The organism is Enterococcus sp. AZ109 (assembly GCF_051714625.1).
GTDB lineage: Bacteria > Bacillota > Bacilli > Lactobacillales > Enterococcaceae > Enterococcus_A.
On sequence record NZ_JBIOSF010000001.1, the window covers coordinates 3,096,930 to 3,119,366 of the forward strand.

25 protein-coding genes are annotated in these 22,437 nt (G+C 39.3%); 17 read left to right on the plus strand and 8 right to left on the minus strand.

What is annotated here, in order from left to right:
• The first annotated feature begins 10 nt into the window (after window positions 1-10).
• From IGI42_RS15325 to IGI42_RS15350, 6 genes are read left to right on the plus strand one after another with little or no spacing between them, the layout of a single operon-like run.
• Window positions 11-3,580, plus strand: a complete 3,570-nt coding sequence (locus IGI42_RS15325; RefSeq protein ID WP_438716736.1) for a BppU family phage baseplate upper protein — start codon at window positions 11-13, stop codon at window positions 3,578-3,580.
• Window positions 3,581-4,033: a hypothetical protein gene (locus IGI42_RS15330; protein WP_438716261.1), complete on the plus strand. Its 453-nt coding sequence runs from the start codon at window positions 3,581-3,583 to the stop codon at window positions 4,031-4,033. It abuts the gene before it with no gap.
• Between the two features lies 1 nt (window position 4,034).
• On the plus strand, window positions 4,035-4,196 hold the full coding sequence (locus tag IGI42_RS15335; RefSeq protein ID WP_438716262.1) for a hypothetical protein: 162 nt from the start codon (window positions 4,035-4,037) through the stop codon (window positions 4,194-4,196).
• A gap of 39 nt (window positions 4,197-4,235) precedes the next feature.
• Window positions 4,236-4,766, plus strand: coding sequence for a phage holin family protein (locus IGI42_RS15340; RefSeq protein WP_438716737.1), 531 nt, complete (start codon window positions 4,236-4,238; stop codon window positions 4,764-4,766).
• A gap of 16 nt (window positions 4,767-4,782) precedes the next feature.
• Window positions 4,783-5,115, plus strand: a complete 333-nt coding sequence (locus IGI42_RS15345; protein WP_438716264.1) for a phage holin, LLH family — start codon at window positions 4,783-4,785, stop codon at window positions 5,113-5,115.
• Entirely contained in the window at window positions 5,115-5,894 is a 780-nt protein-coding gene (locus IGI42_RS15350; protein ID WP_438716738.1) for a peptidoglycan amidohydrolase family protein, read from the plus strand. Before IGI42_RS15345 ends, IGI42_RS15350 begins: the two co-directional genes overlap by 1 nt.
• 37 nt (window positions 5,895-5,931) lie before the next feature.
• On the opposite strand, the gene IGI42_RS15355 is transcribed toward IGI42_RS15350, so the two are convergent.
• Window positions 5,932-6,879, minus strand: a complete 948-nt coding sequence (locus tag IGI42_RS15355) for an SHOCT domain-containing protein (protein WP_438716739.1) — start codon at window positions 6,877-6,879, stop codon at window positions 5,932-5,934.
• A gap of 136 nt (window positions 6,880-7,015) precedes the next feature.
• On the opposite strand from IGI42_RS15355, the gene comGC reads away from it, so the two are divergent.
• The 7 genes from comGC to IGI42_RS15390 all read left to right on the plus strand — a co-directional run bounded on the left by comGC (window position 7,016) and on the right by IGI42_RS15390 (window position 11,125).
• Window positions 7,016-7,249, plus strand: coding sequence for a competence type IV pilus major pilin ComGC (comGC, locus tag IGI42_RS15360; protein ID WP_438716740.1), 234 nt, complete (start codon window positions 7,016-7,018; stop codon window positions 7,247-7,249).
• Window positions 7,230-7,685 (plus strand): competence type IV pilus minor pilin ComGD, encoded by a 456-nt coding sequence (comGD, locus tag IGI42_RS15365; protein ID WP_438716741.1) that lies wholly within the window; start codon window positions 7,230-7,232, stop codon window positions 7,683-7,685. Before comGC ends, comGD begins: the two co-directional genes overlap by 20 nt.
• Entirely contained in the window at window positions 7,672-7,866 is a 195-nt protein-coding gene (locus tag IGI42_RS15370; protein WP_438716742.1) for a hypothetical protein, read from the plus strand. Before comGD ends, IGI42_RS15370 begins: the two co-directional genes overlap by 14 nt.
• A gap of 19 nt (window positions 7,867-7,885) precedes the next feature.
• Entirely contained in the window at window positions 7,886-8,314 is a 429-nt protein-coding gene (gene comGF / locus IGI42_RS15375) for a competence type IV pilus minor pilin ComGF (RefSeq protein ID WP_438716743.1), read from the plus strand.
• Window positions 8,307-8,621, plus strand: coding sequence for a competence type IV pilus minor pilin ComGG (gene comGG / locus IGI42_RS15380; protein WP_438716744.1), 315 nt, complete (start codon window positions 8,307-8,309; stop codon window positions 8,619-8,621). The genes comGF and comGG overlap by 8 nt, the downstream gene beginning before the upstream one ends.
• A gap of 276 nt (window positions 8,622-8,897) precedes the next feature.
• Window positions 8,898-9,905, plus strand: a complete 1,008-nt coding sequence (locus tag IGI42_RS15385) for a class I SAM-dependent methyltransferase (RefSeq protein ID WP_438716745.1) — start codon at window positions 8,898-8,900, stop codon at window positions 9,903-9,905.
• A 23-nt stretch (window positions 9,906-9,928) separates the two neighbouring features.
• Window positions 9,929-11,125, plus strand: a complete 1,197-nt coding sequence (locus IGI42_RS15390) for an acetate/propionate family kinase (protein ID WP_438716746.1) — start codon at window positions 9,929-9,931, stop codon at window positions 11,123-11,125.
• Between the two features lie 49 nt (window positions 11,126-11,174).
• Here IGI42_RS15390 and IGI42_RS15395 read toward each other — a convergent pair whose 3' ends face one another.
• Both IGI42_RS15395 and IGI42_RS15400 read right to left on the minus strand, forming a co-directional pair.
• On the minus strand, window positions 11,175-13,442 hold the full coding sequence (locus IGI42_RS15395) for an FtsX-like permease family protein (protein WP_438716747.1): 2,268 nt from the start codon (window positions 13,440-13,442) through the stop codon (window positions 11,175-11,177).
• On the minus strand, window positions 13,442-14,143 hold the full coding sequence (locus IGI42_RS15400; RefSeq protein ID WP_438716748.1) for an ABC transporter ATP-binding protein: 702 nt from the start codon (window positions 14,141-14,143) through the stop codon (window positions 13,442-13,444). The genes IGI42_RS15395 and IGI42_RS15400 overlap by 1 nt, the downstream gene beginning before the upstream one ends.
• Before the next feature lie 171 nt (window positions 14,144-14,314).
• On the opposite strand from IGI42_RS15400, the gene IGI42_RS15405 reads away from it, so the two are divergent.
• Window positions 14,315-14,926, plus strand: a complete 612-nt coding sequence (locus tag IGI42_RS15405; RefSeq protein ID WP_438716749.1) for a TetR/AcrR family transcriptional regulator — start codon at window positions 14,315-14,317, stop codon at window positions 14,924-14,926.
• Between the two features lie 41 nt (window positions 14,927-14,967).
• Here the strand turns inward: IGI42_RS15405 and IGI42_RS15410 are convergent, their stop codons facing one another.
• From IGI42_RS15410 to IGI42_RS15425, 4 genes are all read right to left on the minus strand, one after another.
• Window positions 14,968-15,453: an MGMT family protein gene (locus tag IGI42_RS15410; RefSeq protein WP_438716750.1), complete on the minus strand. Its 486-nt coding sequence runs from the start codon at window positions 15,451-15,453 to the stop codon at window positions 14,968-14,970.
• On the minus strand, window positions 15,443-15,997 hold the full coding sequence (locus IGI42_RS15415; protein WP_438716751.1) for a CDP-alcohol phosphatidyltransferase family protein: 555 nt from the start codon (window positions 15,995-15,997) through the stop codon (window positions 15,443-15,445). The genes IGI42_RS15410 and IGI42_RS15415 overlap by 11 nt, the downstream gene beginning before the upstream one ends.
• A gap of 66 nt (window positions 15,998-16,063) precedes the next feature.
• Window positions 16,064-16,978, minus strand: coding sequence for a LacI family DNA-binding transcriptional regulator (locus IGI42_RS15420; protein ID WP_438716752.1), 915 nt, complete (start codon window positions 16,976-16,978; stop codon window positions 16,064-16,066).
• Window positions 16,953-17,267, minus strand: a complete 315-nt coding sequence (locus tag IGI42_RS15425) for a hypothetical protein (RefSeq protein WP_438716753.1) — start codon at window positions 17,265-17,267, stop codon at window positions 16,953-16,955. The genes IGI42_RS15420 and IGI42_RS15425 overlap by 26 nt, the downstream gene beginning before the upstream one ends.
• 297 nt (window positions 17,268-17,564) lie before the next feature.
• Here IGI42_RS15425 and IGI42_RS15430 point away from each other — a divergent pair, with 297 nt between their 5' ends.
• From IGI42_RS15430 to IGI42_RS15440, 3 genes are all read left to right on the plus strand, one after another.
• The gene (locus tag IGI42_RS15430; RefSeq protein ID WP_438716755.1) at window positions 17,565-18,422 is read left to right on the plus strand and encodes a DUF368 domain-containing protein; all 858 of its coding nucleotides are present in this window, start codon (window positions 17,565-17,567) and stop codon (window positions 18,420-18,422) included.
• Between the two features lie 312 nt (window positions 18,423-18,734).
• A complete protein-coding gene (proS, locus tag IGI42_RS15435; RefSeq protein WP_438716756.1) occupies window positions 18,735-20,174 on the plus strand; it encodes a proline--tRNA ligase in 1,440 nt (479 codons plus the stop codon).
• Between the two features lie 205 nt (window positions 20,175-20,379).
• The gene (locus IGI42_RS15440) at window positions 20,380-21,342 is read left to right on the plus strand and encodes a D-2-hydroxyacid dehydrogenase (protein WP_438716758.1); all 963 of its coding nucleotides are present in this window, start codon (window positions 20,380-20,382) and stop codon (window positions 21,340-21,342) included.
• Window positions 21,343-21,403: 61 nt separating this feature from the next.
• Here the strand turns inward: IGI42_RS15440 and IGI42_RS15445 are convergent, their stop codons facing one another.
• On the minus strand, window positions 21,404-22,339 hold the full coding sequence (locus IGI42_RS15445; RefSeq protein WP_438716759.1) for an aldo/keto reductase: 936 nt from the start codon (window positions 22,337-22,339) through the stop codon (window positions 21,404-21,406).
• Window positions 22,340-22,437 lie beyond the last annotated feature (98 nt).

Genomic DNA, 22,437 nt, shown 5'->3' on the forward strand with positions numbered 1-22,437 from the left:
AGGTGCTTTAATGGTTGAGGTAAATTATCAAAATTTCACGCTTGATATTGATAAAGCAGCTTCTAAAAAAAATTTAAACCAATCTGTAACTGGTCGTTTAGGCGATCATCTTATGACTGGCGTTATCGTGAATGCAAAAGAAAACGGTAAGGATTTTGATATCACCGACTATACGATAAGATTCGAGGGAACTACAAGTGATGGGTTAATCATTGTTGAGCCTGAAAATGTTGAGGTAATTCACTCTGAAACAGGTAAGTTTAAATACACTTTTTCAAATAAAGTTCTATCTGAAGTTGGTAGGTATGCACAAGCTTATTTTTCTTTCGAAAAAGATGGGTATCGTGCTACAACAGAGAACTTCACGTTGAAAGTTGTAGACAACGTTGATATTACGTGGGGAGGAGAAACATATATTTCTGACCTCAACGCTCTTCTCAGAAAATTCTCTGCTATTTGGGAAGAGTTTCGTAAAGAAAAGACACAATCCTTTGATGAGTTCGTTGTAAAAAAAGAGTCACAGTATAAGGTTTTAACGGATGCTATAAATCAACAGATTTCAAGCCTAAAAGAACTTATTGTACTGTTTAATACGGAATGGGTGGCATTTAAAAAGGAAAAGACAGGTTCTTTTGATAAATTTGTTGAAGAAAAAGGCGTTCAATTCAAAACTCTAACAGATACAATTGACAAACGTATTTCCGACTTAAATGCGCTGATTAAAAAATTCAATACGGAATGGGAAGAATTCAAATCAGTTAAGACAAAGTCCTTTGACGAATTTGTTAAATCTAAAGAAACTCAATATAAGCAGTTGACAGATACAGCAACTCAATTAGCTGAGGATCTCGATATTCTTCAAACGTCAGTTACTCAACTAAAGATAGATGTTCCTTTGTTGGAAACAAAAACAACTAAGTTGAGCACAGACCTATCTGCATTGGATACTAAGAGCAAGGATGTTAGTACGGCTTTTGACGAGACAAAGAAAAATGTAACGTCACTTGATACAACTGTTACTAACTTGAATAAGCAATCTACCGATTTAAAAAATACTGCAACTGACTTGGAAAAACGTGTCTCCAAGCTTGAGGTCGGTACAGATTCATTAGATCAGAAAGCAAAAGCTATTCAGCAAACTCAAATAAAATTAGCAATAGATGTAGCTGGAGTCACTAAAGTATTTGAAGAGAGCAATGTTTACAACAAGTCGGAAGTTTTCACTAAGCAGGAAACTAGTGTCAACGTGTTAGATACTGTATCAGGTACTAGACCGGTTCTTTATAGTGAGCAAATGAATGTTGATGGTGAGCAAGGGATGGGCAGTATTTATGTTAAAGACTCACCGCTTTTTTCTGATGTCAATCTTTTGTATCAATCAAATGTAGCAGTCACATCATCGGAGGGTCAATATGGTTTTTGTAATTTTAGATCAGTTGTTGATTTAAAAACTAATTTTAATAGTTTGGAAAGAGACACTGAGTACACTTTGACCGTTCGTGGATCTGGTACAAGCACTTCGAGAATGAGAGTATACATTCAGAACCCAACCATTTATACGTATACACAGTCTTTAGATTTTAGGGGAAGTGAACTACAAACACTCAGTATCACTTTCAGTATTCCATCTGATGTGGATCAGGGTCAGGGATTTATATTCGGTGCTTACGATATGGATCGAGTTGGAGGATGTCGATTTGAATGGGCTACGCTTGTAAAAGGGAGTACACCAACGGAGAAGCATATTAACGCTACAGAAGATTACGGCGTTGTTCACGGTCAGCCTAATTTACTAGATGGTTCCGACTTTTCACTGTTCAACAATTTAGTCACTTTGAAGACTCGTTGGGTTATTCAAAGTGAGTCAAATCTGAATATAGACTCTTCAATTTCAGACGGAATAAAAGTTAGTAGTACAGACACGAGTAATCCGGTCAATTCAAGATTGTACTCTAGACAAACGATACATGAGGTAGGTCAAAAGTACGGTTCATTAGTTACAGTGACAATGAAAGCAGGAAGTAAAATATATTTTGGGGACTATTTCAGTGCTAGTATGGATAAAGCATTTACCGCACCAGCGGACGGGAAATACACTGCAATATTTGAGTACACCGGTAATTCTGTGAATACGCCTAGTTTAATTTTTTATACACAAGACGTTGAGTATATTGTCCATAAGGTTAAATTAATTAAAGGTTCGGTAGCAGTAATGGACGACTGGACACCCTCACAAGTCGACTCTGGTCTAACAGTAATCAACAAGGGCATGATTCCTTGCAATACTGACCAATACGCAGCGCTTGCTGATCCGCTAGGTGTTGTCCGAGCGGAAACTACCATTGTCGGTCGTGGTGCTGAGATTCAATTTGATTTCAATGTGATATCTGAGTTAGAAAAGCGGTATCCATACTTGTTTGTGGGCATGACACTAGTTGAAAAAGTTCAGAAATATAAAGATATTGTTCAAAAAATCTCTATTAAATCAGCATTTAGAGGTCAAGGTATTGGAATAGCAAGCAAAGAATTGCAAAATATTGCGTTATATTATATTTATAATGTAAGTGATAGAGCAATCGGTTTTGCTCCTTCTCAATCTTCTGCTGACATTACAACAGTACAAGTTAGTTATGATAGAAATGATAGTGCTAATAGAACTCAGCTAATTAGAGATAATGGGATTGTTAAACTTAAGTGTGTATCCAATGAATCTAGTGTTACAGCGCATGATGGTGCAGCATCTGATGGTATAACCCCCGCATGGGTGGAAGTTAGAGATATATCACTGAAAATTGAATTGGAAATTGATGGGAGAATAGTGGTCGAAGAAATTGCAGCGGAAGCAGCTAAAACTCCTATTTCTGATTTTGTTGGAAGTGGCATTACTCAGAATGCGAAAATGGACTTTATAGGAAAAGTAAGGGGCAGCATAGTAGAAAATCCTAATGTGATGCTCATTGAACATGGTAGTAGGCTAATATTGCCTCAATTCCCCGTTCACGATAATTTTCAAGACGACTATGACTCACTCATGTCAGTTGATGGTAAAGAACGAACGACAAGTTCTGTTTCAGGGCGTGCGAATTATTTTCCTATGCTTTTTGTGAAATGGAATATCGTTGAAGATATTAAACGACGCTACGAAGGATTGTTCACTGCATCAGGCGCAGATACTCTCGAAAAACAAATTGATGTTGCAAGAAAAATAATTTCCAATTGTAATCATACTGTACTTGGTCGTGGTAATTCCTATTTAGGAAGTAAACTAAACATCGCTTACCAAATTGATGATAGTGATTACTCAGAAGAGCGACCGTATCACGAATCAGATGTTAACCAAGAAATCTCCCAAAATATTGACGTAGAGCGAGCTATATCAAAAGATGGGTGTATATATATTGCTACCTATACCGATGGTGCGGATGGGATTACGGTTTCTAAAATGTATATTGACTATGTTAGTTTAGAATATACAATCAATTTAAAGCTTTCAGACATTATCGAAACCCGACTGGCAAGTATTAACACATTGCTGAATGAAACAATCGACAGAGTAAATATCATTGAAGGAGGAAAATAGATGGAAACTATAAACCTAGAAGAATATAAAAAAGCTTGGGAACCCGATTCGTCTCATTATAGGGTTCCTATTTTATTCCCCAAAGAAAAAATTGTAGTCCGCCCATTCACTGAGAAGGAACCACCGTTAGCGGATAACATTATTATCAAAGGTTTTGACTGGAATAAAGATGAATACATTACCGAGCAAGTTGTCCCAGTGGAGCTGTATGAAGCACAACAAGCTGGCTTTGAAGAACTTGCTATGTTCGTTGGTCAATTGGCTGAGAAGGTCTACAGCGAGGATATGCCGCCAGAAGAAGGGGGTCCTGAAGAACCTATTCCTGAAGAACCAATCCCTGCCGATCCTGAAGTGACCGACCCTGAAGTAGTCGATCCTGAAACACCAGGGGAACCCGTTGATGCTGATCCGGTCGATCCTGAAATACCAAGTGATCCAATTGAGGTGAAATAGTATGGTCAATTATTACTTAACAATCATGACACGAGAAAACATGACCGCCGCTGAAGCTGAGAAGTACATCAAAACGAAAGTCTCGATTATCTGGCGAAAGAAAGTGCAACAAGAATGGAACAAATTACAAGATGAAAAAGCGGCAGCCGAAGATCACTCATAATTGAGTGGTCTTTTATTTTATGTAGAAGAGGGTGCATATATGTTAGATATTTTAGAGTTGTTAAAAAGTCAATTGTCAAAGATGTGTTCAGATGGAAGTTGGATTATGGGTGCAGCAGGAGGAGGCTTGTCATTAGCTATACCGCAATGGGTGACTGCTAAAGAACTAGGAATTCAACATGGTGTATTGATGGCAATCTTACTCGCTATTTTTGTTTTAGAGTGGATAGTCGGTCACCGATTGGCGAGGGCATCAACAGCAAAACGCAAAGAAAGCGGGATAATGATTGATTCAGCAATTCGTGATTTTGTAATCGTGATGATTTGTATGATTGCCTATGGATTTGATTATTTATTTGGGTCGGGATCCGTGATATTTTGTCTGTTCACTTTTGCATTCATTTATCACAATTTCTATAGCTTGTTGGCCAATGTGGTTGTACTAGGTTGGGGTGATAAATTTCCGATGTGGCTACTAAACTGGTTGCAGGATGAAATTGAGGCTAAGAAAGATAAATATTTCCCAACACCCGTAGTGGATGCAGATGACCAAGAAAACAACGTGAGATAAGAAAGGAGTAATTCTTATGCAAGATATTATTGTGCAATACCTAACTGCTGGCTTTTTAGCTGGTGTTTTTTGGTTAGTAGTCAACGGGATTAGATTCGTAAATAAAGAACTAATCTGGACGGATTTACGAAATAAGCAACAATACGCAGACGTTGTAGTTAAAGCTGCTCAACAAATGTACCAATTGGCAGGTGGACCTGTAAAGTTTCAAAAAGCTAAAACTCAGCTAATTGATTATCTGAACAAGAAAAACATTAAATACACTGAAGCAGAATTGGAAATGTTGATTGAAGCAGCAGTCAAAACGATGAAGGAAGCAGCTAAGGAAGCGACTAAGGAGGAATTGTAATGGCTAGTATTGAAAATATGATTAAGTGGATGACTGACAGGCAGGGAAAAGTCACTTACAGCATGGCAAGGCGAACTGGACCTAATTCCTATGACTGTTCTAGTGCAGTTTCTTATGCAATGGCAGCTGGAGGTTTTTACAGTTTTAGTTATCCAGGTTCAACCGAAACACTTTTCGGACTGAACGGTACTATTTTGAAAAAAATCAGTCGTTCCGAATGTCGGCGTGGCGACATATTTATTGCAGGAACACCAGGCTACTCGCTGGGTAGTGGCGGCCACACGGGAATCTTTTTAGACAATAAACGTTTTATTCACTGCAATTACACCGCAAACGGGATTTCTGTAAATTCTAACGATGCTTATATGGGAACTAGATTGCAGCATCACTTTTATAGAATTGTAGCATCTGGTAGTCAGCCGTCCGGGGGTATTTCTCAGCCACAACAACTATTGTTAGCGATCGATGGAAGCTGGGGGCCAGCGACAACTAGACGCCTTCAAGAAGTGTTGGATACTGCTGGTAAAGATGGAATCATTAGTGGTCAGATCAGAAATCGAGCTAATCGCAATATTCCAAGCGTCCAATTCGGCACAGGTGGTTCTAACGTGATCCGAGCATTACAAAACAAACTGGGTGTTGCAGCTGATGGCAACTTCGGACCCACTACTTGCAGAGCGCTTCAGCAGCGGATGGGCACGATCCAAGATGGAGAAATCAGTCCGGTTTCTGATTGTGTCAAAGAAATGCAACGCCGCTTGAACGAGAACAAGATTTAAATATAAAAATAGCCCTCACAACTGTGGGGGCTTCATTCTATAAATTAAGTAATTCCTTTTTCTTCTTATCAAATTCCTCTTGAGTCAAAATCCCCATATCAACTAATTCTTTTAATTCTTTCAACTCGGCAACGGCACTTTGGATAGGCTTGGTTAGCTCAGTTATTTCCTCCGGCTCAGCTACTACTGGCACCGGTGGAGCTGCTTCAGGAGCATGAGTTTGCAACGATAGCAAATTATTGTAGTCTTTCGTATCTGCATTTATCGTTAGTGTAATTTTGCGATTGTCAGAAATTCTCAGTAGATTCAACTTCGCTAAAGACTTAACTTCTACTTCTTGTGTAGTCTCGTTTGTTCTACTATCGTGTTGAGTTTTCTGTGATCCCTTCTTTTTCTTTTTGTCTTTACCTTTTGAACCTGCATAAGCTCCTACAAGCGTTCCAACTCCTGGAAAAAGAGCAGTTCCTATTACAGCACCAGCAGCAACCCGTCCCGTTTTACCTTTTTTTACGGTATCCATTTCTGTATCAGTATTGGAATCACCAGACGTATGACTATCAAACACAGTTTTATACGTAGGCCCGTTAAATTCCGTGGACAATAGATAGTAAAATTCAGGATTTTTTGGATTAAGTGCTATCCGATTATCATTTAACTGCATGATGGTAGTTCTTCCAGACACCTGAGCAGGTCCTCCACCAGAAACGATATCTATATTTGCTTTCATATAAATACCAGCGCTTTTAATGTCGGCTTTTTTCGCACGAAAATCTTCGAATTCTGATTCAAAGTCTCTCCCTAATTCAGCATATCTGCTATTAATTTCTTCGATAGTAATTTTCTTTGAGTTGAGTATATTTAATCCTAAATCATTTTTGATGATTGAGTGGCAATCAGCACATACTTTTTTTCCATCTACAAGCTTTATAGTATTGATCATTTTTAGCGGGGTTTCGCAGTACCAACAAATAGTTTCTCCCTTCACTTAAATCACTCCTTTTCTTTTCTATATTGTATCATTAGTACATAAAAATAAAACAGTGATTTGATATTAAGAAAAGACCATTTGTGGTGGTCTTTTCTTTTTTTATAGTCAAAGATATTTACTATCCCCAATTGAAATGATGGTCGTTTTGTTTGTCATCAGTGTTTTATTGTTACTATTTGTGCCCAATATTATGCAACAAAAAGACTCTGCTACCAAAAAAAGTGATGAATCTGTTGTAAAGGTTGTTGAGACCCAGATGGAGGTGTATGAGTTGGATGAGGGGCAACGTCCATCTTTGGAACAATTAGTTGAAAAGGGCTACATTACCGAAAAGCAAAAAGTAACTTATGAAAATGCGTCAAAATGATCATTTAGGCTATACATTGATCGAATCCTTAATTGTTCTTGCCGTTGTCTGTAGCTTTATCCTGCTGCCAACTGTTATGTTTTCTAGTTGGCAGCAAAAGCTGGAAAGGGAATTTTTTTATTATCAATTAGATAAATCAATTATTCATCTTCAACAAGTAGCCATCTGTGATCAGACAACCACACGTATTGATTTACATCCGGATAAACAAATTATTCTCTTCACGACTGTTCATGAGAAATTGCCTTGGCAAACACTCGAAGTGCCAGAATCAGTAACTCTATATAGTGGTAACTCCATAATATTTAAAGGAAACACAGGGAACATAGCGACAGATCAGCCTGGGACAGGAATTCCGGCAATCAGATTTACTGATACATCGGGTGAGATTATTTATCAATTTCAGTTAGGGAGTGGTCGTTTTGAGAAAAGGTAAAGGCTATATTTTTTTCGAAAGCTTAGTTAGTTTGTCGTTACTAGTTGGAATGACTTATGGATATTTAATGACTAGTATCCAACTGCAAAAGCAGACAAAGCACCAGTTGGAAAAAATTGAAGCGTATCGAGATCATTATATCATCATTCACCATCAGCGCTTGTATCCTGATGAGAATTAATTGCAAAAGGAGAACGCTAATGAATGGAAAAATGAAGCGAGAGAATCAAGGTTTCACATTATTGGAATGTTTAGTCGCATTGCTCATCTTAAGCGGTAGCATTCTTTTGCTGCAAGGACTAATTAAACACGTTGCTAAAACAGAACAGCAATTGAGTGCCTACCATAGTCGTGAATGGGAAGTTGGCATGCTCCAATTGGAAAATGAGTTAAAAGGGTTGAACTATATCAGTACTGAAGTTCTTCGAATTAATTTGCAAACTAGTTCAGGTGAAGATGTCAAGATTGAAAAAGTTAACTCTACAGTCCGAAAAAGCTACAAAGGAGGACATCAACCTTTATTTACGCAAGTCTACAGTTTCACCTGCCGTAAAGTTGGTCATACGGTAGAGCTTAACTTGAAATTTAATGATGGGACTAAGAAGAAGGGGATATGGGTAATTGAATAAACGGGGAGGTATTTTACTGTCGGTCTTATTGATTATTTTTCTATTTAGTTCGCTTATTTTACAGTTGCTGTTTACTTATCACCAAACAGCAGATTTTTCGAAACGAACGATTCAACTATATCAAGCCAAAATTGCCAAGGAAGAGTTTTTGCTCGATTACTCGCCAACAGAAGCGACTCAAGGGATCTGGTACTTTGATCAAGGAGAACTCCAATTTGAGAAGGATGGTAAGTCAATAAAGATACTGATAATAATGGAGGGGAAAAAATACCATTTTACTGAAACAATTAAGGCTTCAGTCCCATAACTACAGCTTAGTTTGTTCAGCAAAAGCAAAGAAAATAGTTATTACAAAGCAAGGACTATAAATGCGCAAAGGGGTTAGTAAAGTGAGGTATTCTTTACGAACTCCTTTTTTAGGCCATTATATCCAAAGTAATACACATGATTGTGAATAGTTTAACAGGTATATTCTACAGAAAACACTAAAAATCCACAATAATGAAAAGAAAGCGATTGATTATTTCTAATTTGTCCGCTAAAATAGAACAGGTATCATAGGTGTTATAGTAGGAGGTATAAGATGAATCCAGAAAAAATTGAAACAGCTTTTTCTTTGATGAATCAAACCATTGAATTGTTGCAGCAGAAACTAGACACTTCCTTTTTTGACGCCTATATTGAAAATGCGGAGAATTTAGTGGATGGTGCAAAAGTACGTGTGATTGACCAAACGCCTGATCAAGAAACAGTAGCAAAGATTGAACAGAGCTACCAAGAACTTCTCACTTTAGGGTTAGAAAAGGAAGAGTGGCGTAAAGTAACCCAGTTGTTGCTGTTGAAAGGCTCTAAGCAAGAAACTTTACAACCTAATCATCAGCTAACTCCAGACAGCTTGGGCTTTTTATTTGTTTTTCTGATAGAGCAATTAATATTGGATAAAAAGGCTCCTGTTCGTATATTAGATATTGCAGCTGGTATGGGTAATTTATTGCTAACGATCGTCAATAATCTGCAGCTGGCAGGTTACACGATTGATGCTTCTGGTGTTGACGTTGATGACACATTGCTTGCAATAGCAGCTTCAGATAGTGCGTTAATGGAAGAAACTATTCAACTGTTTCATCAAGATAGCTTACAAGATTTGTTAGTTGATCCAGTAGATTTCGCTATCGGTGATTTGCCTGTCGGTTTTTATCCTAATGATGAAAAGGCACGCCAATTCTTAACCAGTTCAGAAAAAGAACATACTTATGCCCATCATTTATTAATGGAACAAGCAATGACTTATGTTAAGAACGATGGATTTGGACTGTTCTTGCTGCCAAGCAACTTTTTGGAAACTGAACAAGCACCCTTATTACAGCAATGGCTAGGAAAAGAAGTCTTTTTACAAGGAATTATTCAACTGCCCGATGAATTATTTAAATCGGAACATTCCCGTAAAAGTATTTTAATCGTACAAAAAAATGGAGATGTTGCGCAGCAAGCAGAAAAAGTGTTATTAGTTAAACTGCCAACTTTAAAAGATCCAAGCAAAGTAAAAGATTTTTTCAAAAAATTCGAAGACTGGAAGTCTTCTAATTTATAAGTTAAAACTAAAGGAGAATAAAAATGTCAAAAACAATCGCAATCAACGCTGGTAGCTCAAGTCTGAAATGGCAATTATACCAAATGCCTGATGAAACAGTAGTGGCTAAAGGAATCGTAGAACGTATTGGGATAAAAGATTCTATCTTCACAATTAAATATGGTGACGGAGAAAAGTTTGAAAAAGTATTAGACATCAAAGATCATGAAGTGGCTGTTCAAATGCTTTTAGATCAATTGATTGAATTAGACATCATTGCCTCATTTGATGAGCTAACAGGTGTTGGACACCGTGTTGTTGCTGGTGGCGAATACTTCAGCGATTCAACGATCATTACTGACGATGTATTGGCAAAAATTGAAGAACTAAGCGAATTTGCACCATTACACAACCCAGCTAATGCTATGGGAATCAAGGCATTTCGTCGTATCTTGCCTAACGTGTTGAGTGTTGCTGTTTTTGATACTTCTTTCCATGCAACTATGCCAAAAGTTAATTACCTATATAGTATTCCAAAAGAATACTATGAAAAACATGGTGCTCGTAAATATGGTTTCCACGGAACAAGCCACCGTTATGTTTCAGAACTTGCGGCTGAATTATTAGGTAAACCAATCGAAGAAACAAAAATCATCACTGCCCATATCGGAAACGGCGGATCAGTAACAGCTGTTGAAGGTGGAAAATCAGTGGATACATCTATGGGCTTCACGCCATTGGCTGGTGTTACTATGGGGACTCGTTCTGGAGATATTGATCCTTCATTGTTAGCATATTTAATGGAAAAAGAAGGTATTTCTTCTATTAATGATATGATTGATATTCTGAACAAACAATCGGGTGTTCTAGGTCTGACTGGTATTTCCAGCGATATGCGGGATATTGAAAACGGCGCTGCGGATGGCAACGAGGATGCAATTTTAGCTTTAGAAATTTACGCTGACCGTATCCGTAAATACATTGCACAATACATCGCTGTTATGAACGGCGTAGATGCAATTGTCTTTACTGCTGGTGTTGGTGAAAATGGCGACATGATCAGAAAAATGGTTCTGGAACCAATGACTTGGTTTGGTATTGATTTAGATGCTGCTGTAAACGAGAAGATTCACGGCAAACAAGCAGAAATATCAACTCCAGATTCAAAAGTTAAGGTTTATGTTATTCCAACTGACGAAGAATTAATGATTGCTCGTGACGTAGAACGTTTAAGCAAATAGTAAAAAGTGCCCGCCTTGCAGAGGTAATTGCAAGGCGGGCTTTTTTCACTTATTCGGCAGGTTTCAAGGCAGTTGCAAAATCAATCTGCTTAATTTTACGGTTTAGAAAAGCTTGCACCAGCAGCATACAGCCAAAGAGAATACTGCTGGCAATCAGCAGGCTTTGCCAGGTGAGATTTGGCAAGTACTGTTGGTTCTCAGTGGAAACCATTGATACATAGGCTTTAAGAAACATAAAACCCAGCGGCAAACTAAAGAGCCAACCGATACTGGTGAGTAAGATCGTTTCCAACAACGATAAACGAAGCACCTCAGACTGGGTGAAGCCTAAAACCTTCAAGGTAGCAAATTCGATAAACCGCTCTGAGAAAATTAACAGGTGGCAGTTCATCATAATTGTGATCCCTAAGGCTAAAGCCGCCGCAATCAGTAAAAAGACGATGAACCGAATCCCTTCAATCAGCTGCTGAGAATCGTCATGTTGCTGCGTCTTAGAAGTTGAGCTGGAAAAAGCAGGTAGGTCCTTTAGCTCACCAGCTGTTTCCAGCAATACAGATTGGGGTAAAAAGGGTTGGTCAAGGTTTTGCCAGACCTGTCGGGAAATAAAGAGGCCTTGCGGTGCCGACAAATCAGCCAACGCTTTCACATACAGGGGCCGAATAGTTTGGCCAATTCGCACATAAATCGTGTCATCTGCTTCAATCTGATAGTTGTCAGCAAATGCGGTGGCGACAATTACTTCATTTTCCCTTAGCTCAGCAAGCTCAAGGATTTCTTTTTCGTGTTCTAAATGCAACAGTTCGCCAGCAGAAAGAATTGAAGCAGTTATCCGTTGTTCTTGGGTACCGTTTAATAAAGTCACGATTGTTTGCTCCAGCCACTGATTATCCTGGGTTAGCAAATCTTCTGCATCCTGCTGCATTTCTTTAGATAGCGGTTGTGTAAAGGTCGCCTTTTCCTGGTAATGGTACGTTTGGTGAAAAACGTGATTCAAGGAATAATCAATGGAGTCGTTAATACCAAAAGCAGCGATCAGCAGAATCATGCAACCCATTGCCCCGAAGATGCCTAGAATTCCCCTCCGTAAGTTTCGCTGAATATCTCGCAGTGTCCATTGCAATGAAAAGGGCAGTAATTTCCAAATAAAGGAATGCTCTAACCAAACCCGCCGAAAGCGTTTGTTACCTTGTTTTTGTAGCACAATGGCTGGCAGTTGATTAATTAAGGGAACCACTGGAATCAAGGTGACAAGTACACTGGCAAGTGTAACTAAGGCGGCCATGAAGAATCCTAGTGAATTCGTTGTGCTCTCCCAAGCAGGAACTGAAAATTGCTTACCAATAACGGACAACAAAATTGGTGACAACACCGTTGGACCTAACAAACAACCGGACACTGAGCCAACAAAGGAAACCAGCAGGCCAAACAGCGAATAATGAAGCAGCAAAGCAGGCTTGCTTAACCCTTGAGCCAGCAATGAACCAATCTGCAGCTGCTGCTGTTTAACAAATCGACGCATGGTGGCTTCCATCGTAATCAAAGTTAAAATCAAAAACAGAGCAGAAAATAGAAGTGCTAAACGCCGAATCTGAAGCGTACGATCCGTGAAGATGGAAATACCCCCATTGTCGTCTTGAGGTGTTACCCTTTGAAAGTCAGCACCCCAGATTGTTGTTAATTGATTTTCCAGCCAAGCTTGATTTGTTGCTGCTTTTGTATCCAGCAGCAGCTGATGAGTAGTAAACAGCGACAGTGAGTGAAAAGTTTCCTCTGAAACGTAGCCATAACCAATCGCTTCGTGATTTGGCATAGGCTGATCGCTGTTTTCGGTGAAATAGATAAATTCTGGCTGTCGAACCGTTCCTAGGATTTTACAAGCAACTTGATTGATTGTTATCAGGTCGCCCAGCTGATAGTTATTTGCCTGGAAGAAATCCTCATCTAACCAGATCCCCTCCTGCTGGTTCAATGATTCGCCGCGAACAACTAACGGCTGACTGATCTTGGATTGATCAAACGAAAGCAGGGTGAGGGAGAAGTCCTCAGTTTTAATCCGTCCAAGTCTGCGGTGAGCCGTTTCGTTTACAGCTGATAGCTGTGCTGTTTCTTTCTCTTTGGTTTCGTCATATTGTTGAAGAGTTAATAAGTCGTCTGCTAAGTTGCTTTCTTCAATGAAGCTTTCTCCCGACTGCTCCATTTGCTGGCTAAGAGAATAAATACCGGTAAAAACAAATAAGCAGATAAAACTCATTAGAAAAACGGCAAAGAAGCTCAGTCCGTTTTGTTTGAAGTCTCGTAGCGTTTTACGTAGCAGCATCACCAGTTCACCTCATCAATCTGTAACGGCTGAGGTTGGTAGTCATTTTTGATAATTTCACCGTCTTTCAAATGGATCACCCGATCAGCAATCTGAGCAATAGCCCCATTATGGGTAACAATGATAATAGTATGGCCATGAATTTCAGCCATTTCTTTCAGCAAATATAATACCTGCTGCCCAGTGCTGCTGTCTAAGGCACCGGTAGGTTCATCACACAAAATCAATTGAGGATTTTTGCAGACAGCGCGGGCGATGGAGACCCGCTGCTGTTCGCCGCCAGATAGTTCTTGGGGAAAGTTCCCGAGGCGGTGGGAAAGCTGCACTCGCTCTAAAATATCAGCCGCTTCAAAGGGATGTTGGGCAATTTTTTGAGCAATTGCAACATTTTCTAAGGCAGTTAACGTAGGGATCAGGTTATAAAACTGGAAAATAAAGCCAACATTGTGACGACGATAAGTGGTCAGCTCACGGCTTTTAAGCTGATGAATTGCTAGTTGATCCACCAGCAACTCACCGCTAGTAGCCTGATCCATCCCGCCTAATAAATTTAGCAAGGTAGTTTTGCCAGATCCGCTGGGGCCTAAAATAACCGTCAGTTCCCCTTTTTCAATGGTAAAAGAAACCTTTTTTAAAGCGGGAATTTCAGTGGTAGCAGTGACGTAGTTCTTCTGTAAGTTTTTTGCTTGAATATAATGCATAAAATCCTCCTTTTTTTGAACACTGTGTTGTTTTATGCTGTGCCTTAGTTTAGGATGAAATCAGTAAACTAACAATCAACAAAATTAAACAGAGTGTTTAAAAATCAAACAAATGCTGACCAGCTGTTGAATAAACGAACAGATAGTTGGAAATTGTGGAAGGAAAATGACATGTCTAACAAAGCCGATCGAACGAAAAGCCACATTGTAACCACTTTTTTTGAAATGATGGATGAAATTGGATTTGAAAAGATTACAGTTGCCAGCTTATCCAAGCGGGCTAAAATCAACCGAGGTACATTTTACCATTACTATCCAGACAAGTATGCGGTCATTGAAGAAGTAGAAGAGGAGATGTTCACCAACTTCGAAAAGGTGATGAAAGAGCATGTTGGTGTAGCTGTGACAAGTAAAATTGATCAATATGGTCGAAAGAATGTCGCATTGTTTTTCAAGGAAGCCTCGGAGAAACTTATGTTGTTTTTATACCAACGCAAGGAACTGGCCCAAATTTTAATGGGCAAAAATGGTCGCCCTCATTTTATTGAAGGCTTAGAACAGCTATACATTGAAACTGTTCAAGCGAAATTGGAAGTGACACCCCACGAAATTACCGAAAGTGAAAAGATCCAGCAGGAATTCATTTATTATGGGGTGATAGCTGTGGTTAAGCGCTGGTTGCGAACAGGAGCAAAACAAACGCCTGAAGAGATTGCAGAAATTCTGGCTAAATGTATGACTGTTCCGCCGATTACTATTTTTGAAGAGATTGAAACACGCTAAAAAAGTCTTTAAGGACTGCTAAAGTCAGCAGTCCTTAAAGACTAATTTTTATCTAGGGCATATAATACTTTTTGAACATCTTCAACATAATAACGCAAATTTTTTCTTCCCCGCTGGACAATGGTATGGCCTTCTTTTTCCAGCTTAGCTTTTTGAGCTTCGATTCCACCAGGGTATTTCGGGTTCAGCTCGCCATTAGTTTTAAGGGTCCGCCAATAAGGAGTAGGATTGGTTGATCGCTGTTCAGCGGCCCAAGCAACGATGGAAATAAAGATACCAGCAGTCATTGGCTCAGTAAAATCAGCGCCATTTTTCATAGCAAGATAATTTCTGATTTCATTGACCGTCAAAACTTTTCCTTCAGGAACTCTCTTCATGATCTCATCGTAAGCCAGCGGGGGAGCGAAAAACATTTTATCTCCGCCGTAACGTGCAATTGTTTTCGGGTCAGTTACTCGTTGTGTTTTTGGCATATCCTTATTGTCCAGCAGCATAGCATTAAAATCCTTTTTCGCTTCATTTGCCATTGATAGACCTCCTATTCACTGAAAAAAGCGAGGGGCAATTTAGATCCAAGTCTTTTGAAAGCAGCAGAATGATTAGTTCCTCTAAAGCAGAAAGCACAGCAATTACTATGATCAATGGTCCCCAAATACTTAAAGGACTAATGACATAAAGCAGCGGCACTAAAAATAATAGAAGACCAGTCAGTTTGTTTAACTTAGTGTGAAAATTGGTCCATTGACGGTAGCGCACAAAACCAATGCTGTAGGTAACTAACCGTATCAACAGAGCAATACCTGCTGAATAGAGCAGCCAGTTGGGAAACCAAAGGGTCCAAAGCAGCACGCCGCCAGCCGCAGCAAAAAAGACAGCATCGGCGATGGTATCTAACTTCGTTCCCAATGAACGGGGCCAATTCATTTTTCGCGCAATCAGACCATCCACCATATCACTAATTCCACATAGACTGTAAATAATTAAAAAGGGAAGGCTGAGTGGTTTGATCATCAACAACACTAGTGAGAGGATGATGCGACAAACTGTTAGGATGTTAGGAATCTTACTCATAGCCAGCTCCTTTATTTCAGTATAAAGAAAAGCCCGCCATTTTCCAATAGAAAATAGCGGACCTGTTTAGCGTCTGATTAGCTTATAGGGTAAACAAATTTTTTCAGGTATTCCTTGATAAAATAGCTGAAAGGCTTTTCGGCCGCAATCCTCCAGCTGATGGTCAATTGAAGAAAAATTCATTACTTCACTGATTAAGAGATTTTCTCGGCCCACTACCTTGGGTGTTGGATAATTTCTTAAAATGACGGCAGCCACCTCATCACCATTAGCGAGAATGCCATCAACTGCTCTTTCGGCAAAAAAGTCAGCTGCCTGCAGGCCATCCTCAGCTGAAAAACAATCCCAAAAAATATTAGCTGAGTCAAAATCAGGGAATACTTTACGACTGAGTCCTTCAATCAAGACCGAATCCTGACTGATTTTTTTACTGCGTCCTAAAGTAACGCCTAATTTTTTTACTCCTTGTTTTTTCAAATAAAGGAGTGCTTCGTAAAGAGATGATTCCAAATCGATAAAGACGCAACTGGCATTTTCTAGGTAAATATCTTGGCAAAAGACAATTGGACCATAGGCTAAGTACTTCTCATAAAATTGGGGCTTATTAGCCATGGTAGTAATAATTAGTCCATCAAATTCTTTGGCAGCGAATTGATCCAGGTACTGACGCTCCAACATCGGATCATAGTTCGTTGGTAGTAAAGTGATCTTATAAGAGTAAAGAAAGGCTTCTTTGATGAGACCGCTTAACAGTTGGTCGTAATAAGCGTGGTTAGTAAAAGGCAGGATCACGCCAACATTTTTCGTTTTTCCATGACTTAAGTTTTGAGCTGTTTTATTGGGAACGTAGTTTAGTTCTTTCATAACCGTTAATACTCTCTGACGCTTTTCTTCCTTAATATAAGGATAGTCGTTGATCACTCTTGATATAGTAGAAACAGAATAGCCGGTTTTTTTAGCTATATCGCGGATATTTGCCATAATTGATTACCTCATTTGTTAAGGATAATTGCTTATGCAAGTCAACAATAATTGCCGGTCCATTTTCAAAAATAGCGAATTGCTCATCTCCATAAGAAAAGATAATTCGTTTGCCCCCGTAGTATTGATCTTCACCTAAGTAGGAAACCTGCGACAAATCAATCACGCGTTTAAAGGACTTCCATAAGCCAAGAGAGCAAGTAATGATTAAGCAATTATTTTTGACTTGGAGAAATGCATAATACAATGTTTCTTGTCCGTCTTTTTGAATTTTAACATAAGTTCGCATGGTAATTCCTCCTTGGTTTGGTCTCAATTGATTGAATTGCTTTTCTACCTACCTCAAGTGTAATGTATGAAACGAGTTTCAAAGCAAGTCCTTTGATCAAATAATTTTGGGAAATCTCAAAAACAAATGATTTTAGGAAAACGTAGACAAAAAAAGCCTATGAAATAAGTGAGTAAGCCCTTTCTTAGCAGATCAAATACAAAAAATCCTATAAAACTGGTTAATCTTCTTGCCACGGCATTTCTTTATCGGTACACTAGTTGAGGTAGAATTGCGAAAGTTGAGGAGAAAAAGATGATGGAAAACAAAAAAATAACGAAACAGTCGAAAAGTGACTGGATTTTACGTTTTGTCAAAGGGATGTTTATTGGTTCAGGCTTTATTTTACCCGGAGTCAGCGGGGGAGCGTTAGCGGCTGTTTTTGGTATTTACGAACAAATTATTTCATTTTTAGCCCACATTACCAGAAATTTCAAAGAGAATGTTTTGTTCTTTATTCCAGTTGGATTAGGTGGAGTAACCGGGGTATTTCTATTATCCTTTGCGGTAAGCTTTTTGCTGGGAGAATTTGAAACGATTATCCTGTGGTTCTTTGTCGGCTGTATTATTGGAACTGTTCCTGCGTTATGGAATGAAGCCGGTAAGCACGGACGTTCAACGAAAGACATGGTCATTTTAGTCATCAGCTTTATTGTTGGATTTCTATTTTTATGGCAAGGATCAGGTTTGTTTAGTGAAGTGGATCAAAACTTCTTTACTTGGATGATCGCCGGCGGTCTGATTGGATTAGGCTTGATTGTTCCCGGTTTAAGTCCTTCTAACTTTTTGGTTTATATGGGGATGTACAAGGCCATGGCTGATGGGTTTAAAAGTCTAGATATGAGCGTGATTTTCCCGATCGGTATTGGTGGCTTAGTCACCGTATTGAGTTTATCAAAAGTAATGGATTGGATTTTCAGTCGTTATTTTGCTCCAATGTTCCACTTTATTTTGGGCATTGTTTTTGCTTCAACAATTATGATCATTCCCACTGACTACAGCGGCATTGGTTTTTTAGGTTATCTTGGATGTATCGTGTTATGTTTCTTGGGTGCAGCGCTTGGTTGGTGGATGAGCCGGCTTGAAGAACGTTACAAACCCGAAGAAGAAATTTAGAAAAAAGGAAAATTGTTCTTGCAATTTTTTAAATAACCCTTTAACATGTTAGTAAGCATTCGAACTAGTAATAAATTTTCATGACAGCAGAGAGTTGATTCACCGGCTGAAAGATCAACACGTCCCCTGAAGTTTATGAACCTATCGAAGAAGATTGCCGTGATAAGCGGCACGTATCTCTAGCGTTAATAGAGCTGAAAGTTGGGTCAACAAAGTTTGACCAAGCAAGGTGGTACCGCGAAATTATCCGTTTCGTCCTTACATTTGTAGGGATGGAGCGGTTTTTTTATTACATTTTAGGAGGATGCATAGATGTCAAATTTACAAAAAGAAGATTTTTCAAAGTGGTATTTACAGACAATTCAAAAAGCTGATTTAATGGATTATTCTCCCGTTCGTGGGTGTATTATTTTCAAACCAGATGGCTACGAATTATGGGAGCATATCCAAGAAGATTTCAACAAATTCTTGCGATCTGAAGATATCCGTAACGTGTACTTCCCTATGTTAATTCCTAAACATTTCTTGGAAAAAGAAGAAGAACATGTAGAAGGATTCGCACCAGAATTACCTTGGTTAACTAGAGTTGGTGACGAAGAATTAGAAGAACCATACGCATTACGTCCAACCTCTGAGACATTAATCGGAGATGCTTTCTCTAACTGGATTAATTCTTATCGTGATCTTCCGTTAGAAATTAACCAATGGGCCAACGTCTTCCGTTGGGAAAAGAAAACTATGCCATTCTTGCGTACTTCAGAATTCCTATGGCAAGAAGGACATACTGCTCACGAAACAGAAGAAAATGCTCGTGAACGGACAATGAGTGCCTTGGAAGCTTATGCGGATTTGATTGAAAATACCTTAGCTATTCCAGTTTACCGGGGGCAAAAAACTCCTTCAGAACGTTTTGCCGGAGCAGTTGATACTTATTCAGTCGAAGCAATGATGCGTGACGGTAAAGCCGTCCAAGCAGGAACGTCTCATTACCTTGGCAACAATTTCGCACAAGCTTTTGATATTAAATTCTTGAACCGCAACAATGAACATGAACACGTGTATACTACTTCTTGGGGAATTTCGACTCGTTTAATCGGATCATTAATCATGGTTCATGGAGACGAAAAAGGCTTAGTAATGCCGCCAAAAGTTGCACCTACACAAATAATTTTAATTCCAGTTGGTCCTTGGCAAAAGAACCCAGCTATCCTTGATAAGCTGAAAGAATTGCAAAAAACCTTGAAAGCAAAAGGTTTACGAGTTCGGATCGACGAAACTGAGAACACACCAGGTTACAAATTTAATGAATGGGAACTAAAAGGTGCGCCATTACGTATCGAATTTGGTCCACGTGATCTTGAAAATAATCAAGTAGTAGTAAAAATGCGCGATCTAGAGGGCAAAGAAACAGTTTCACTAGATGATATTGAAGCGTACATTACAGAAGCGATGGATGTTATGCAAAAACGGTTATACGAAAGTGCAGCAGCTCGCTACAAAGAAAATGAACATTATGACATTGATACGCTAGATGAGTTGAAAGAACATATTGCCAAATCAAAAGAAGCTGGTGAAGTCCCAGGCTTTGTATTAATTGGTTGGGACGGAACAGAAGAAACTGAAGCAAAAATCAAAGAAGAAACTGGCTTTACAACTCGTAACATTCCATTTAACCCACCAGTCGAAAAAACAGTGGATATCGTTAGTGGAAAACCTGCGAAGCACACAGTGTGGATCGCACGCGCTTATTAGGAAAGATTCTGGGAAGAAGCTGCTTTAAATATAAAAAATCCTTCAATATCTGTTCGAAAAATCAGCCGCAAACAACTAAGTAGACAGTGAGATGCTTTTTTACTCCCGCAAAGAGCAAGTTTCTAACCAGACTTTTAATTGAGAGTTTGAGATAATGATCGTACAAGATTATTATCTTGAGCTCTTTTTTTGAGGAGGAATTTTTATGGAGATTGTTGTATTAGATGGCTATGCGCTAAATCCAGGAGATTTGTCTTGGATGAATTTTGAAAAATTAGGGGAAGTAACAGTGTATGATCGGACTTCTTATACGGACACAGATGAAATTATCCAGCGAATCGGTGATGCCGAAGTGGTCCTTACCAACAAGACGCCGATTAACGAAGCGATCTTGGCTCAGGTGCCCAACTTACGCTATGTTGGAGTTATCGCTACTGGATACAACGTAGTCGACATTGAAGCTGCTGCGAAACATAATGTAGTAGTTACCAATATTCCATCGTATGGAACAGATGCTGTTGCTCAGTTTACCTTTGCTTTATTGTTGGAAATTACTAGTCAGGTTGGGACGCATAATCAATCAGTCCATGCAGGTGAGTGGGAGAACAGTGTTGATTTCATGTATACCAAAGTTCCTTTGATGGAGCTGAGAGGAAAAACCTTAGGATTGATTGGTTATGGCGCAATTGCTTATGCGACGGCGAAGATCGCTCATGCCATGAACATGGAAGTAATATATGCCAATCACCGTCCGAAGTCTGCTGAAGAAGAATGGATAAAGCAAGTTCCTTTAGAAGTGCTCTATCAGCAAGCAGATATCATCAGCCTGCACATTCCGCAAACAGCTGAAACAACTGGCATGATTAATCAAGAAGCCATTTCGCAAATGAAGGACGGCGTAATTCTGATCAATACTGCTAGAGGTGGTTTGTTAGATGAGCAAGCGGTTGCTGACGCATTAAACAGTGGAAAAATCGCCGCTGCCGGTGTGGATGTCGTTTCAACGGAACCGATTGAATCAGAGAATCCCTTGCTGCAGGCCAAGAATTGCTATATCACGCCTCATATCGCTTGGGCACCAGTGGAAACGCGCCAGCGTTTAATGGGAATTGCGGTGGACAATCTTACCAGCTTTTTAAATGGTGAGCCCAAAAATACAGTAAATTAATTCGTTCCTAACTATTAATAAAGGCAGCCGGACTAATAAATGTCCAGCTGCCTTTAATCGTTTAACGGAATAATTGATCGATCTTGTCGAAATCTTCTTGTGAAAGCTGCAAGTCACAAGCCTTCACATTAGCCTCTACTTGTTCGGGGCGCTTAGCTCCAGGGATGACCACGCCCATTACAGGGTGCTTCATATACCAAGCTAGGACTAATTGAGTGACGGTCACTTCGTACTGTGCAGCAATCGGTTTTAACGAATCTACCTTGCTGATAATCTCTTTAAAGCGTTCACCTTTAAAATCAGGATTTTTACTGCGCAAATCGCTGTCGTCAAAAGTCGCTTCTTTTTCGTATTTACCCGTTAATAAACCAGAATCCAATGGATAGTAAGGAACGAAACTAATTTTTTGTTCTTTCAAATAAGGGAACAGGGTATCTTCATGCTCGCGATGAATTAAGCTATAACGCTCTTCAATTACATCCACATAGCCATCTTGATTGGCTTCTTTTAATTGCTCCAAAGAAAAGTTAGAGACACCAATCGCTTTGATTTTGCCTGCTTGTTTCAATTCATGTAAAGCAGCTACTGCTTCGTTTTTAGACGTTTCTTCATCAGGAAAATGGATATAGAAAATATCTAAATAGGTTGTTTGCAGGCGTTTCAATGATTCCTCCACGGCATTTTTCAAAAATTCTGGAGAATTGTTGAAGGCACCGCCCTTAGACATATCATGAGCCGCTTTAGAAGCAATGACCACCTTTGAACGATCAAACTCTTCTTCTTGAAGTACCTCACCGATTAATTCCTCAGACCGACCGCGACCATAAGAAAAGGCGGTGTCCAGCAAAGTAACGCCATTTCTTAAAGCAGTTCGCACCACTTCTTTACCGACTTCTTCATCCAAGCCAGGATATAAATTGTGGCCTCCCACCGCGTTTGTTCCCAGCCCCAATTTGCTAGCATACACTTCTGATTTTCCAATTTGCACTTCTGTCATTATGCAAGTCTCCTTTGTCATTTGAATTAACTGAATTGTACTACTCAATAAACTACTTTTTGATAAGTTATAATTGATATTAGTGTAAATTAAAATCG

What these genes read in the sequence shown, in the direction of transcription:
- IGI42_RS15440 (WP_438716758.1), top strand. Translation starts at nt 20,380, where the DNA reads ATGGAGATTGTTGTATTAGATGGCTATGCGCTAAATCCAGGAGATTTG.
- IGI42_RS15350 (WP_438716738.1), top strand. Translation starts at nt 5,115, where the DNA reads ATGGCTAGTATTGAAAATATGATTAAGTGGATGACTGACAGGCAGGGA.
- IGI42_RS15330 (WP_438716261.1), top strand. Translation starts at nt 3,581, where the DNA reads ATGGAAACTATAAACCTAGAAGAATATAAAAAAGCTTGGGAACCCGAT.
- IGI42_RS15340 (WP_438716737.1), top strand. Translation starts at nt 4,236, where the DNA reads ATGTTAGATATTTTAGAGTTGTTAAAAAGTCAATTGTCAAAGATGTGT.
- proS (WP_438716756.1), top strand. Translation starts at nt 18,735, where the DNA reads ATGTCAAATTTACAAAAAGAAGATTTTTCAAAGTGGTATTTACAGACA.
- comGF (WP_438716743.1), top strand. Translation starts at nt 7,886, where the DNA reads ATGAATGGAAAAATGAAGCGAGAGAATCAAGGTTTCACATTATTGGAA.
- IGI42_RS15325 (WP_438716736.1), top strand. Translation starts at nt 11, where the DNA reads ATGGTTGAGGTAAATTATCAAAATTTCACGCTTGATATTGATAAAGCA.
- IGI42_RS15425 (WP_438716753.1), bottom strand. Translation starts at nt 17,267, where the DNA reads ATGCGAACTTATGTTAAAATTCAAAAAGACGGACAAGAAACATTGTAT.
- IGI42_RS15335 (WP_438716262.1), top strand. Translation starts at nt 4,035, where the DNA reads ATGGTCAATTATTACTTAACAATCATGACACGAGAAAACATGACCGCC.
- comGD (WP_438716741.1), top strand. Translation starts at nt 7,230, where the DNA reads ATGAAAATGCGTCAAAATGATCATTTAGGCTATACATTGATCGAATCC.
- IGI42_RS15390 (WP_438716746.1), top strand. Translation starts at nt 9,929, where the DNA reads ATGTCAAAAACAATCGCAATCAACGCTGGTAGCTCAAGTCTGAAATGG.
- IGI42_RS15430 (WP_438716755.1), top strand. Translation starts at nt 17,565, where the DNA reads ATGGAAAACAAAAAAATAACGAAACAGTCGAAAAGTGACTGGATTTTA.
- IGI42_RS15385 (WP_438716745.1), top strand. Translation starts at nt 8,898, where the DNA reads ATGAATCCAGAAAAAATTGAAACAGCTTTTTCTTTGATGAATCAAACC.
- comGC (WP_438716740.1), top strand. Translation starts at nt 7,016, where the DNA reads ATGATGGTCGTTTTGTTTGTCATCAGTGTTTTATTGTTACTATTTGTG.
- IGI42_RS15420 (WP_438716752.1), bottom strand. Translation starts at nt 16,978, where the DNA reads ATGGCAAATATCCGCGATATAGCTAAAAAAACCGGCTATTCTGTTTCT.
- IGI42_RS15395 (WP_438716747.1), bottom strand. Translation starts at nt 13,442, where the DNA reads ATGCTGCTACGTAAAACGCTACGAGACTTCAAACAAAACGGACTGAGC.
- IGI42_RS15415 (WP_438716751.1), bottom strand. Translation starts at nt 15,997, where the DNA reads ATGAGTAAGATTCCTAACATCCTAACAGTTTGTCGCATCATCCTCTCA.
- IGI42_RS15445 (WP_438716759.1), bottom strand. Translation starts at nt 22,339, where the DNA reads ATGACAGAAGTGCAAATTGGAAAATCAGAAGTGTATGCTAGCAAATTG.
- IGI42_RS15400 (WP_438716748.1), bottom strand. Translation starts at nt 14,143, where the DNA reads ATGCATTATATTCAAGCAAAAAACTTACAGAAGAACTACGTCACTGCT.
- IGI42_RS15405 (WP_438716749.1), top strand. Translation starts at nt 14,315, where the DNA reads ATGTCTAACAAAGCCGATCGAACGAAAAGCCACATTGTAACCACTTTT.
- IGI42_RS15345 (WP_438716264.1), top strand. Translation starts at nt 4,783, where the DNA reads ATGCAAGATATTATTGTGCAATACCTAACTGCTGGCTTTTTAGCTGGT.
- IGI42_RS15410 (WP_438716750.1), bottom strand. Translation starts at nt 15,453, where the DNA reads ATGGCAAATGAAGCGAAAAAGGATTTTAATGCTATGCTGCTGGACAAT.